Below are 12,059 nucleotides of genomic sequence, written 5' to 3'. Positions count from 1 at the left end.
ATCCGCCATCTCATCAGCAGCCTCCAGCGCGCCGTTGGCGTCGTGCTCGACCGCCTCTTCGAATGGTCTCTCTGGCGACGCATACACCAGGCTATCGCTAGGACATGCCACTGGCGCCGCAGCCAGCGTAAAGCCCGCATGAAACCTCAACTGTAGAATTAAGGACAAAACCTCCTGAATTGTCGCAGGCAGACGACGGCGCAAGCGCGTGTTGTGAGGGTGAGGTGTAGGCCTGCACGGCGTTCGTCGTGGATGGTCAGGCGCCGGACCCGGGCCGGCTAGGTGAAGGTGCGCTCTATGACCCAGCGGTGCCGGCCGAGATGGGTGCTGCTCTCGATCCCGCGGCATGCGATGCGAGGAACGATGCCGCGGGCGCAGCACTCGCGACGGCAGCGGCGGCGATCATAGGCTTTGTCGGCGTGTAACTTGGCAGGGCGCGGCGCGGGCGGCTGCGGTGTCTGGCCCGCACGCCCGACACCGCAACCGCGGTGGGAGCCAGCATACGGCTGCCGTGGCGGTTGGCCCCGCACAGCGTCAGGCCAAGCGGCGTGCCCAGGCATCGGTGACGACATGGCGTTTCGTACCCGGCCTGTCGCAGTCCGTCGGCTTCGGCCCGACCGCCTCGCCCCCCCTTCCGCGGGCAGGCTGGCGCTGTCGAGCGCCGCCCGGCTCCAGTCCAGGGCGCCTGGGTCCTGCATACGTTCGAGCAAAGTCCGGTGCAGGCGGTCCAGACCCCGCTGAATGCCATTCGCCCAGCCGTCGCCAGCAGGTCCTGTGATTGGTGAAAACGATCGGGGTTTGTCAAAAGTGGTCACGTAGCGGACCCCGAGATGATGATCGTCTCCAAGAGAAATTGCCGGGATCCAGCCGCGCATCTGGGGGACCGCCGAGCTTGCAGTATGCCGCAGCTCGGGAAGTGACGGTCCACCTGCCTCTTCAAGGAGCACCGGCCACGCGAACTTCGCCCCTTCGGGTCTGCCGGTACTGCTTCGGCGGCGATCCCAGGGTGCCAAGGAAAGGCTTTACGCATCGCCCTCCGAGGCATAGGATCCCGAGATGTCGAAGCAACCTGCCCTCCGTGCCGTCACCCGCCCCGCACCGGACTTTACCGACCGCGCTTACTGGGCTGGGACGATCAAGATGGCGCTGAGCCGGTTCTTCGTCCTGCAGGTGCTGCACGATGGTCCGGCGCATGGTTACGACATCGCCCGGGCGGTCGAGCGCACGACGAATGGCTGCTGCTCGCCGTCCGAGGGCGCCCTCTACCCCACGCTCCGCGAGTTTGAGCAGGGCGGCTATCTCACCTCGGAAACCGAGGTCGTCTCGGGCCGAGAGCGCCGCGTCTACACACTGACCGACAAGGGCCGGGAAGCCTTCCGCGTAGGCCTGGGCGCCTGGATGGACGCCACCACTGCCCTGACCGAGACCGGCCGCGCCGCCAAGGCCCGCAGGAACACCAGGGACAGCTGCAAGTGCTGAAACCCATTTGCGCTCATACATCGCCTACCGAGGCATAGAGGAGGACGACCCCAGATGAACTCCTGCTGCTCAACCAGTCGGCGCTCCAGGACCCCGGAAGCGGTTCGCCAGAACCCCGAAGCGCTCCCGGTCGCCGTCATTGGAGGCGGCCCGGTCGGCCTCGCCGCCGCGGCGCAGCTCCTCGAGCGCGGCCTGGAGCCTGTCGTCCTCGAGGCCGGATCCTCGGTTGGCACGGCGCCGCTCGCCTGGGGCCACGTCCACATGTTCTCGCCCTGGCGCTACAACATTGACGGGGCGGCGCGCACGCTGCTGGAGCGGCACGGGTGGACGGCACCGGGCCCGGACGCCTTCCCGACCGGCCGCGATCTCGTCGAGGACTACCTCGCGCCGCTCGCCGCCCTTCCCGGGATCGCCGCTCGCCTGCGGCTGAACACGCGGGTCACCAGCGTCGCCCGGTTCAGGGCGGGCAAGGTTCGCAACGCTGGGCGCGAACAGCACCCCTTCGAACTGCGCTTCGAGGACGGCCGAGGAAAGCAGGGACGCCTCCTCGCTCGTGCGGTCATCGTCGCCTCAGGAACATGGGGCAACCCGAGCCCGGCTGGCGCCTCCGGCCTGCCCGCCATGGGCGAGCGCGAGGCGGCCGACCGCATTCGCTACGGGATGCCGGATGCCCTCGGCGCTGAACGCCCTCGCTACGTGGGCAAGCGAATCCTTGTGGTTGGCTCCGGCCACTCGGCCATCGGCACCCTCATCGACCTCGCCCCTCTCGCCGAGCAGGCGCCGGGCACGGCCGTCTTCTGGGCGGTGCGGAGCACCGACCTGACACGGGCCTATGGCGGCGGCGCGGCCGACCACCTTCCCGAACGCGGCGCCCTGGGCCAGCGGCTGCGGCGCCTCGTCGGGAGCGGCGCCATCGAACTGCTGGCACCCTTCTCTGTCGACGAGATTCAGCGAGGTGCCGACGGCTCCCTGCGAGTCCTCAGTGCCGATGGGCGCATGGTGGAGGCCGATGAGATGGTGGTGGCCGCCGGTCTCCGTCCTGACCTCAGCATCCTGAGCGAGGTTCGCACAGACCTCGACCCGGCGCTGGAATGCCCGCGCGTGCTGGCGCCGCTCATCGACCCGAACCTGCACTCCTGCGGCACCGTGCGCCCGCACGGTGCCAAGGAATTGGCGCAGCCGGACGCGGGTCTTTTCGTTGCGGGCATGGCCAGCTATGGCCGGGCGCCGACCTTCCTGCTCGCAACCGGCTACGAGCAGGTGCGCTCCATCGCGGCGTTCCTTGCAGGCGACGTCGAGGCGGCGCGCCGGGTCGAGCTCGACCTGCCGCAGACCGGCGTCTGCAACTCCAATCGCTTGCTCCCCGGAGTGGAGGAGCCAGGGACCGCGTGCTGCACACCGGAGACGCCCCAGGGCGCCTGCTGCCCGCCCAAGCCAGAGTTGGCGAAGGACGCGCCTTGCTGCGGAAGTACCGCAAGCCCGGTGCCCGCCCTGGTCGAACCCGCCGAATGAGCCAGGTCACTGCGGCTTCGGCCGACACCGCGGCGGGACCGGCCACCAGCCCCCCTCGGCTGGCGGTGGTCTCGGCTATTGGCGTGGCCCAGATCCCTGCCTGGGGATCCTCCTACTACCTCCTGGCCGTCTTGGCCGGTCCGATCGTGGCCGACACCGGCTGGTCGCTGTCCTGGATCATGGGCGCCCTCTCTGTCGGGATGCTGGTGTCGGGACTGGCGTCGCCCCGTGTCGGGCATCTGATCCACGACCGGGGAGGCCGTCCCGTCCTGGCCGCGAGCGCCATGCTGCTGTCGCTCGGGCTGCTGATGCTGGGCGTCGCGCCCAACCTGCCCGTCTTCGTGGCGGCCTGGGTCGTCATCGGGTTGGGCATGGCGGCCGGACTCTACGACCCAGCCTTCTCAGCGCTGGGGCGTCTCTACGGCGAGGATGCCCGCAGCGCGATCACCCATGTCACCCTGTTCGGGGGCTTTGCGAGCACCGTCTGCTGGCCGCTGAGCGCCTTTCTCGTCGAGCAGGTCGGCTGGCGCGGCACCTGCCTGACCTACGCCGCCATCCACCTCGCGGTCGTCCTGCCCCTCTATCTCGCCGGTGTTCCCCGGGAGGAGCGGCGGGCGCCGGACACCCCCACTGGCGCCGCCATCCCGGCGGGGCATGTGCGGCCGGAGCAGCGGCTGGCCTTCGTCCTGCTGGCGGCGGGTTTCACCCTTGCGTCCGTGGTCATGACGATCGTCTCGGTTCACCTCCTGACGCTGTTGCAGTCGCGTGGTGTCGGCTTAGCCGCCGCCGTCGCGCTCGGCGCGCTCATCGGCCCCAGTCAGGTCGGCGCGCGCATCCTGGAGATGCTGGTCGGCCGCAAGGCGCACCCAATCTGGAGCCTGGTGGCATCGACGGTGCTGGTCGCAATTGGCCTGGGCATGCTGGTCGGCGACGTCACGGTGGCCGGGGCGGGCATCGTCCTCTACGGGGCGGGCAGCGGCATCCGCTCCATCGCGCGCGGCACCGTGCCGCTGGCCCTCTTCGGCCGTGAGGGATACGCCATCCTGATGGGGCGCCTCGCCATGCCGACGCTCGTCGCGCAGGCAGCCTCGCCGTCCATCGGCGCCTGGCTGCTGGGCGGCTTCGGCTCGACGGCCACGCTGGCTTTCCTGTGCGGCGGGGCGGTGCTGAATATCCTATTGGTTCTCGCGCTCCTGCCGACCGCGCTCTGGAGGTTGGACACGGCCGCTTGACCATCTTCAACACAGATTGCCGCCTGGACTCGCCTGGCCCGGAGCTCGCATCGTGGGCATGGGCCAGTTTGCCTCGGCAGCGGCTCGCCAGGATAATGGAGCGGGGTCGATGCGCTCCTCCTCATCGTACTGATTGGCTGCGTATCGTTCCTCTGCGCCACCGTCGGGCAGGCGGGTGGGACGGCCTTCCTCACCGTCATGGCATTAGCCCTGTTCCCTCTGGCTGAGATGTGCGCCACGGCCCTCCTGCTGAACATCGTCGCAGCAGGCTACGCCACCTGGCGGCTGCACCGGAACGCGGACGTCGAATAGCGACTTGTGGCGAAGGTCCCGGCGCCCTCCCTCGTGACGGCCTTCGTCAGCGGCGTGCTGGTAGTCGAGGGACGCGCCTACTTCATCCTGGCTGGCCTGCTGTTGATCCTCGCTGCCGGTCTGATGGTGCTCCGCCGGAGGGCGGATGCGGCTGAGAACGAAGACGTCCGGCCAGTCCCCGCCGCGAGAGCAGGAGCTGGTTTCGTCGCTGGTCTGACCGGCGTCGGCGGCGGGGTGTTCCTGACCCCGATTGTGAGGGCCCTCGGGTGGGCGTCACGCCGTTGCGCGGCCGCGGTGGCCCTCCCTTCATCTTGTGTAACTCCGCCCTGGCACTCCTGGGCGTCCTCCTCGCCGGTCAGCGACCTGCGCCCAAGACCTCATTTTACGCGGCGGGCGCCCTCGCGGGCGCCGTCCTCGGCACTGCCATCGGAGAGCGCCGGATGTCGCGGCGCGCCGCGCGACTGGCCCTCGCCGCCATCCTGATCGGCGCCGCGCTCCGCCTGCTGGTTAGGTGAATATCAGGTGAAACAGGAAGCGTCGGCCGCCTGCATCTTGATGGCCTCATAAGAAGGCCGCCGATCATGGCGAAGCGGCGATGTCCGCAGGAGCCTTACCGAGGACCCTGGGCACGCCTGGGCAGGAACGGCGACTGCGGGCTACCAAGGTGCTCCGGAAGCGTCGCAATCAGAGGCGCGGATTGGTCGCTGGCATTCGGTAGGTTCGCGCGATCCTGATCCGGCAGTATCGCGTCGCCGGCATCACGCAAGCGCGCAACGGCATACCCGCCTCGTCGAGAGGGGTAGAACGCGGATTGGTCGGCAATCCGAGCAGATTGTCCCGTTCCTCGGCCATGCGCGTCCCGTGCTCACGGAGGGGAATCGCCTGTCCTCGCAAGCTTGACTCATCGACCCCGGTCTAGAGGAGCACGGCCAGGGCGGCCCACCGACGCGGTCGTGGTCCCTCCGGTGAGCAGGAACATCGCGGCGGCGGCACCAATCGCCCACCGCACGGCCAGACTGCGTCTGTAACGCTGCGCCATCCCGCTGCCGGTCTGCATCACCGATTTGATGGCGGCGGCATCCGGCGGGGAGTAGAATGAACAAGATCCGGACTGGGCTCATATCTGAGGAGACGGCTACCATGTCGGACGTCATCCTGGCCGTGCTCGAGCGGCCTGAGGCGGCAGCCCACCTGTTGCGTGCGGCTGAGCGCCTTGCCGTGCTCGCCCGTGCCACTCGCGTCAACGTCCTCGCCGTCCGCACGCCGCCCGGCTACGCCATGCTGACCTCCGAGGTCGCCGTGGGCGAGTTGCTGGCCGACCTCATGGCACTGGAGGACGAGAGGATCGCGGCGCTGGAGGCGGCTTACCGACACTGGGCGGCGGGAATGACGGAAGAATCCTTCACGTCACGGTGGACTTCGGTCGAGGGTCTTGCCGACTCCATCGTGAGCGAGGGCCGCAATGCCGACTTCGTCGTGGTCGGCCGTCCCGCCCGCGACGACGATGATCCGACGCGGCGGGCATTCCACGCCGCTCTGTTCAGGACCGATAGGCCCGTCCTCGTGGTCCCCCCCGGCTGGGAGGCGGCGTTCGGCCTCCAAGTCGCAATCGCGTGGAAGGATGACGGCCGGGCTGCCAAGGCAGTCCTTCCGGCCCTGCGCTGCCTCCGGAGCGCCGAGCCGTTGCATGTGCTCGTCGGCGTGCGCCAGGGCGCCACGCCGCCCGTCCTCCCCGCGATCTTTCGCGATCACGGCGTGCGGGCAGAACTGCATGTGCTGCCCTTGGGCCCCGAGGTGTTCGGTCAGACGCTGCTCAATAAGGCGCGCGAGCTCGACATCGACCTGCTGGTCATGGGTGCATACGCCCACAGCCCTGTGGTCGAGGCCCTCCTCGGTGGCGTGACGCGGTACATGCTGGCGCATGCCAACCTACCGGTGCTCATGCGGCATTGAATGAAGCTGACAAAACTCGCTGATCCCGCAGCAGCAATGTGAACTCCTGGCATCCTGGGCATCGGTCCTCGTCTGCTAAGCGGCTTCGCCCCAACAGGAGGGTAAGGCTTGCTCTGGTATGTTGACAGAGATGGCTCCTGATCGCCCGAAACTTCGTCATGCCCGGCGAAGCGGCGGTCCAGCGGATTGACGGTTTGATCCACCTGAGGCTTGGCCGAAATCGGGCCGAACACGGATGGGGAAGTGGAAGACAGACATTGTCGCACCGGACGCCGCAAATCTCTGGTTGTTCACCGACGCCGCGCTGGTTTCGCTGGTTCCCGGCCCGGCCATCCTGCTCGTCGCTATGGTCCGCGTTCTGGTCAGGTGACGTCCATCGTCATGCGCATGGACCGCGACTTTCTCGCGGATGCGGCGGATGTCCGCCTGAAGCATTTGTTCGGCCGGCTCGGCCGTGAGCGGCCCTGAGGAGCACCATGCTGTCCAGAGCTCGGCGACCTGCCTTCGGTCCAGCCTCAGCCACGCCTGGGGCCGGCCTGCTAACCGACCAGGCCCTGGCCCAGCCCAAGACCCCGCCGCAGGACCCATCGCTGCGGACGATTCCCAGCACGCTGCTCCCAGTGCCGGGCACCGTCAGCCCGGAGTTGCAGCGCCGCATCGGCGCGCCCTATCCGGACGGGTGGGACACCAACCCTGGTACGCCGGCGGCTTAGCGCGATCTCGCCGCGCGCAGCGCGGCCGCGGTCGCTCCGCATCTTCCAGTTGTTCGTCAGCGGCTGCGGATCCAGGGAGAGCCGACGCGGATCGCGGGCGTTGGCATCTTCGTCCTGACGCCGGACGACCTGTTGCCGGCCAATAACGACCGGCTGCTCGTGCATGTGCATGGCGGCGGATACGTCCTCTATCCAGGCGAGGCTGGGGCTGGGGCTGGGAGGGTGTGCTGATGGCGGGCTATGGCCGCTTCAGGGTCGTCTCCATCAAATACTGTATGGCTCCGGATGTTCCGTTCCCATTCGCTCACGACCAACGCCTTCGTGGACAACGTCCCGGCCTCGGACCAGGGCGGGGCGGATGAGGCGGCCGGGCTCTGCGCCGGCGGGCATGACCTGCGGGACCCGCTGACCTCACCAATCCTTGGCGACTTCACCAGGTTTCCGCCTACCGTTCTGACATCCGGCACGCGTGAGCTGTTCCTCAGCCACACCTTGCGGGCACGTCGCAAGCTGCGCCAAGCTGTCGTTGAGGCCGCGTTGCATGTTTTCGAGGGGCAGAGCCACGCCCAGTACCTCGATCCCTTCATGTCGGAAACCGAGAGGGCCTTCGGTGAGATCGCGCGACTCTTCAACCAGCATCTTCTGACCTGAGCGTGTCCCAGTCGCGTCGCCTTCCATGGAGGTTTGACCGATGTCTTTCAGCTTTCTCCACTCCACCGGCCAGGAGACGCCGCTCCGCATTCCCGAGATCGGATTGGAGCTCCGCGTACGGGTTCCACTTGGCCTGACCGGGGGGCTGCTGACCTGCATAGAAACGATCAACGCTCCTGGCTTCGGGCCACCGCTTCATCGGCACCGGGAGACCGAGGTCTTCTACTTGCTCGAGGGCCGCTACATCTTCGAGGTCAACGGCACACGGTTCGAAGCCGGCGCAGGTGACGTCATCACCGCGCCCGGCGGCTCTGCCCATGCCTTCGTCAACATCACCTCCCGGCCGTCCCGCCAGCTCATCCAAATCCTGCCGGGCCTCGATGCCACATCCTTCTTCGCCGGATTGGGTGAGGTGATGCGTGGCGGAAGTCCCGACCGGGAGGTACTGGCCACCTTCGGCAAGACATGGGCGGTGGAGTTCCTCGGCCCGCCGCTCCAGCCGTGATCCCGGACTGTGGTAGGCCACGCGCTCCACCAGCCCGGCCAGAGCCTCGGTGGGGGCGTACTGAGCCGTCGCGGAAGTCATCTGCCTCCTATTCCCGACGTCAGGCCTCAGGAGCGTGAGGCAGAGACTTCGAAGGCACATCCCTGCCCGACGCACCCTTTCCAGGTTGTTCTAAAGAGATGGGATTGGCACGCCGACCATAGAACCTTTAGAGAACATCTAAGGGGCTACCATGACCGACCAGATCGTCATCACCGAGAAGACCAGCCAGGCAAAGGATGTCCGGGCCGCGGTGGGCGGCCGCTACGGAGCGATTCTCCCCGCGGAGGGCCACCTGTTCGACCTGGTCGAGCCGGAGGAGGTCGTCCCGGAGTGGAAGCGCTGGTCGCCCATCCTGCTCCGCCCGGAGGGCCTCTACGGCACCAAGCCCGCCTCAGGGGGCAACAAAGCCCCCAAGCTCCAGGCCATCCGGGCGGCGCTGCGGAGCGCCAAATGCGTCTGGCTCGCCACTGACTGCGACCGCGAGGGACAGCTGATCGGCCAGGAGATCCTGGAGCACCTGAGGTATCGCGGCCGGGTCATGCGGGTGATTTTCACCGCCCAGGACCCCCAGACCATCCGGGACGCCTTCGCCCGGGCCAGGCCCAATACCGAGTATGCCCGCCTCTACGCTGCCGCCGTGGCTCGCCGTCAGGCGGACCAGATCTACAACCTCTCCCTGACCCGCACGGCGACCGTGACCCTCGCGCGGGGCGCACGCACGGTGATCGGCGTGGGGCGGGTGAAGACGCCGACGCTGGCGATCGTGTGCAGGCGCGAGCTGGAGATCCGCAACTTCGTCCCACAGGCCTATTTCGAGGTGGTCGCCAACGCCGATGTCGAGGCCGGCTCCCTGCGGATGCGCCACGCGCCCAAGGAGCGCATCCTCAAGCACGAGGATGCCGAGGCGATTGTTGCCTTTGCTGAGGGCTTCGAGGGCCCGCTGCAGGTGCGCGTGGAAGACAAACGCCAATCCCCGCCCCGCCTGCACGACCTGCCCTCGCTGCAGAAGCTCTGCGGCTCTCGCTTCGGCTGGTCGGCGGCGCGCACGCTGGAGGTGGCGCAGCAGCTTTACGACGGCGAGGGCAAGAAGGTCATCACCTACCCCCGTGCCGAGACCCGCTACCTGCCGGAGAACCTGATTCCGGACGTCCCGCGCATCGTCGCCAGCCTGCGCGTCGGCCGCGCCTTCGCGGAGGTGCCGGTGCCAGACCCGCCGGTGATCCGCCGTGGCGCCGGCGGCCCCTTCCACGACAAGGGCCTGGCGGGAGCCAGCCACCACGCCGTGATCCCCAACGTGAACACGGTGGAGAATTTGCGCGAGATCTGGCCGCGCCTCTCAGCCGACGAGCGCAAGCTCTTCGACGTCATCGCCCGCTCCTATCTTGCGGCGATGATGCCGGACTTCCGCTACCGGCAGACCACCGCGACGATTGACGTGCGGGGACACGCCTTCCGCGCCGTGGGGCGGCAGCCCATCGATCTCGGCTGGCGCGCGGCCTTCCCGAACTGGCAGCCGGCAGACGAGAAGGGCGAGGATGCCCAGCTGCTTCCAATGCTGCGTGACGGCGAGCCGGCCCGGCTGCGCGATGTGGTGGTGGAGGGCAAGGAGACCCGTCCCCCGCCCCGCTACAACGAGGGCACGCTGATTGAGGCCATGCAGAATGCTTGGCGCTTTGTGGAGGACGAGGCGCTGCAGGAGCGGCTGAAGGAGGCCAAGGGCATTGGCACGCCGGCGACCCGGGCCGAGATCATCCGGGGGCTCAAGGCGCAGGAATTCCTCGTCATCGACGGCAAGAACATCGTTCCCACCGCACGCGGTCTCTCCCTGCACGCCGTGCTGGAGAAGGCTGACCCGGCCCTGGTCGATCCTGGCGTGACAGCGCAGATGGAGCGGCTGCTGGACGAGGTGCTGATCGGCCATCAGGAGATGGAGGGCGCGATCGACGCGGTCTGTGCCCAGGCCAGCCGCATCATTGGGCGGCTGCAGGAACGAGGCCCCTCGGATGGTCTCGCCCTGCCCGGTGACCGGGCCCAGGGGAGCAACATCGGCCGCGCACCCACGCCCGCGATGAAGCGCTTTGTGGACGGCCTCGTGCGGCAGAACGGCCTCAAGCCGCCGCGCGGCTACACGACCTCGGCTGCCGTCTGCCGCGCCTTCCTCGACCAGCACGCCCCAAAAAGGGATAAGGAAACCGCCGGACAGCCGGGTGAGCCCGAACAGCCACGGCCAGTGCGAACCGGCATGTCCACCGTAAAGACAGTAGTTCCCAAGCGGCGTGAGGCGAATGCCAGGGGCGGCAAGGCCGCTGGCGCGGTATCCCGCACAAAGGGAGCGGGGCACGCGCCGGAGGCAGCAGATGGCGATACGCCCCTGAACATCCCCTTCGGAAATAAAGAGGCGGCGCTGCAGCTGGGTGCCCGGTATCGCACGGGCGGCTGGTATGCGCCGTCGGGCGTGGATCTGAGCGGGTTCAGAGAGCGCGGATGGCTCTGACGAATTTGCTGCCAATGGCCCGCATGGTTGCTTTTGATGCCGGTCCGACCCTTCCCCGTCACGGGAAAGCCGAGCCGCAGCGCCGCGCCGCTTATGCCGTGATCGCCAAATTCGGCACGGTGGCTTCGGGACCAAAGCCGAGCCCGGTGATGAACGCGTTCCAGTCCGCCGGCCTCAGCGCTCCGCCCGTCGCTTGGCGGTGGCCGGACCCATACATCTCGTCCGCGCCCGGTGGCCGGTGCTCCTCCAGGAACCCGACCAGGTCGCGGTCCTCGCTCGAGCGCACGGCGAAATGTATCCAACCCGGCCGATATCCCGTGTTGGCTGCCATCACGATCCTATCCCGTAGCCGCCCCCGCCATTGCTGGGCAATCAGGGGATGGATCTGTGTGGGCGACGCGAACCGGATCAGCGCCACCTCACCCCGCACCACAGGCCCGACCCGGCGTGCCGCCTCCAGTTCCTGCTTCACCTCCGCCCGCGCCGCCAGCACGGCCGCAGCCTCCGGACGCTCGCCCGACAGCACATCCTTTGGTCCACTTGCCGCCATCAGCAGCATCAGCGCCGGGGTGGCATCGCCCGATGCGCTGCGCCGCGGCGCGTTCACCAGCGCCGCAGCATCCCGCAACGCGGTCACGCCGAAGCGCCGCGCCGCCTCCATCTCGGGGAACCCCGCCTTCTCGGCCATATCCCCGATAAGCCCCACCGCCGCCAGCCACAGCCATGGTTCCGCATCGACCATCGCGCCGGCGCACCAGAAGGCCAGCAGGGAGGAAGTCGGGATCGGGTCCTGCCCGTGGCCGCTGATCACCGTGGCACCGGCGGGTGGATGGCCAGGGATGTGGTGGTCCACCACCACGGTCGGCACGCCGGGCTTCGGCAGCGCATCCCGCACGCCTAGATCGGTGATGACCACCCCGCCTGCCGGTTCATCCGCCAGCTCCGTCCGCATCGCGTCCGACCAGGGGCTCTCGCCCCGGCCGATGATGCGGGTCCGCACCGTCCATCCCGCTTGCCCGAAGGCGCGCGCCAACAGGGCGGTGGCGGATAAGCCATCCGCATCGTTGTGGCCCAGGATCCAGACCGGCCTGGTTCGATCGAACTCCCGAATGGCCCTGGCAAAGGTGGCAGCAGTTTCACTGCGCGCGGCGGAGTGAGGGTCCATC

Annotated in this window: 11 protein-coding genes and 2 pseudogenes; 10 read left to right on the top strand and 3 right to left on the bottom strand. The window is 68.3% G+C overall.

What is annotated here, in order from left to right; all coding sequences use genetic code 11:
- On the bottom strand, window positions 1-204 hold a 204-nt coding region (locus tag GSE44_RS25980; RefSeq protein WP_235925099.1), incomplete at its 3' end, for a hypothetical protein.
- Window positions 159-774, bottom strand: a pseudogene (locus GSE44_RS25975) (IS5 family transposase); the annotation flags it as partial. The gene GSE44_RS25980 and the pseudogene GSE44_RS25975, both read right to left, overlap by 46 nt.
- A 282-nt stretch (window positions 775-1,056) precedes the next feature.
- Between GSE44_RS25975 and GSE44_RS23310 the strand changes: the two are divergent.
- From GSE44_RS23310 to GSE44_RS23270, 10 genes and pseudogenes are all read left to right on the top strand, one after another.
- The gene (locus GSE44_RS23310) at window positions 1,057-1,479 is read left to right on the top strand and encodes a PadR family transcriptional regulator (protein ID WP_159351230.1); all 423 of its coding nucleotides are present in this window, start codon (window positions 1,057-1,059) and stop codon (window positions 1,477-1,479) included.
- Between the two features lie 54 nt (window positions 1,480-1,533).
- Window positions 1,534-2,991 (top strand): FAD-dependent oxidoreductase, encoded by a 1,458-nt coding sequence (locus tag GSE44_RS23305; protein WP_159351229.1) that lies wholly within the window; start codon window positions 1,534-1,536, stop codon window positions 2,989-2,991.
- On the top strand, window positions 2,988-4,223 hold the full coding sequence (locus tag GSE44_RS23300) for an MFS transporter (protein ID WP_159351228.1): 1,236 nt from the start codon (window positions 2,988-2,990) through the stop codon (window positions 4,221-4,223). The genes GSE44_RS23305 and GSE44_RS23300 overlap by 4 nt, the downstream gene beginning before the upstream one ends.
- A 318-nt stretch (window positions 4,224-4,541) precedes the next feature.
- A pseudogene (locus tag GSE44_RS26600) lies at window positions 4,542-4,826 on the top strand (TSUP family transporter); the annotation flags it as partial.
- 20 nt (window positions 4,827-4,846) lie between these two features.
- On the top strand, window positions 4,847-5,050 hold the full coding sequence (locus GSE44_RS25970; protein WP_235925098.1) for a hypothetical protein: 204 nt from the start codon (window positions 4,847-4,849) through the stop codon (window positions 5,048-5,050).
- A 625-nt stretch (window positions 5,051-5,675) separates the two neighbouring features.
- Complete coding sequence (locus tag GSE44_RS23290; RefSeq protein WP_159351226.1) at window positions 5,676-6,488, top strand: universal stress protein; 813 nt, start codon at window positions 5,676-5,678, stop codon at window positions 6,486-6,488.
- A 476-nt stretch (window positions 6,489-6,964) separates the two neighbouring features.
- Window positions 6,965-7,201 carry a hypothetical protein gene (locus GSE44_RS23285; RefSeq protein ID WP_159351225.1) on the top strand — a complete coding sequence of 79 codons (237 nt, stop codon included), beginning with the start codon at window positions 6,965-6,967 and terminating at the stop codon, window positions 7,199-7,201.
- Window positions 7,202-7,486: 285 nt separating this feature from the next.
- Window positions 7,487-7,852 carry an alpha/beta hydrolase gene (locus tag GSE44_RS23280; protein WP_159351224.1) on the top strand — a complete coding sequence of 122 codons (366 nt, stop codon included), beginning with the start codon at window positions 7,487-7,489 and terminating at the stop codon, window positions 7,850-7,852.
- 40 nt (window positions 7,853-7,892) lie between these two features.
- Complete coding sequence (locus GSE44_RS23275) at window positions 7,893-8,357, top strand: cupin domain-containing protein (RefSeq protein ID WP_159351223.1); 465 nt, start codon at window positions 7,893-7,895, stop codon at window positions 8,355-8,357.
- Window positions 8,358-8,589: 232 nt separating this feature from the next.
- Window positions 8,590-10,893 (top strand): type IA DNA topoisomerase, encoded by a 2,304-nt coding sequence (locus GSE44_RS23270; protein WP_159351222.1) that lies wholly within the window; start codon window positions 8,590-8,592, stop codon window positions 10,891-10,893.
- A 91-nt stretch (window positions 10,894-10,984) separates the two neighbouring features.
- Here the strand turns inward: GSE44_RS23270 and GSE44_RS23265 are convergent, their stop codons facing one another.
- Window positions 10,985-11,893 (bottom strand): hypothetical protein, encoded by a 909-nt coding sequence (locus tag GSE44_RS23265; RefSeq protein ID WP_201306213.1) that lies wholly within the window; start codon window positions 11,891-11,893, stop codon window positions 10,985-10,987.
- Window positions 11,894-12,059 lie beyond the last annotated feature (166 nt).

It is taken from the genome of Muricoccus harenae, from assembly GCF_009848505.1.
GTDB classification, from domain to species: Bacteria; Pseudomonadota; Alphaproteobacteria; order Acetobacterales; family Acetobacteraceae; genus Roseomonas; species Roseomonas harenae.
This window is presented reverse-complemented; position numbering and strand designations above follow the sequence as displayed.

Coding starts and splice junctions, on each gene's coding strand:
- GSE44_RS23310 (WP_159351230.1), top strand. CDS start 1,057: ATGTCGAAGCAACCTGCCCTCCGTGCCGTCACCCGCCCCGCACCGGAC.
- GSE44_RS23305 (WP_159351229.1), top strand. CDS start 1,534: ATGAACTCCTGCTGCTCAACCAGTCGGCGCTCCAGGACCCCGGAAGCG.
- GSE44_RS23300 (WP_159351228.1), top strand. CDS start 2,988: ATGAGCCAGGTCACTGCGGCTTCGGCCGACACCGCGGCGGGACCGGCC.
- GSE44_RS23290 (WP_159351226.1), top strand. CDS start 5,676: ATGTCGGACGTCATCCTGGCCGTGCTCGAGCGGCCTGAGGCGGCAGCC.
- GSE44_RS23285 (WP_159351225.1), top strand. CDS start 6,965: ATGCTGTCCAGAGCTCGGCGACCTGCCTTCGGTCCAGCCTCAGCCACG.
- GSE44_RS23280 (WP_159351224.1), top strand. CDS start 7,487: ATGTTCCGTTCCCATTCGCTCACGACCAACGCCTTCGTGGACAACGTC.
- GSE44_RS23275 (WP_159351223.1), top strand. CDS start 7,893: ATGTCTTTCAGCTTTCTCCACTCCACCGGCCAGGAGACGCCGCTCCGC.
- GSE44_RS23270 (WP_159351222.1), top strand. CDS start 8,590: ATGACCGACCAGATCGTCATCACCGAGAAGACCAGCCAGGCAAAGGAT.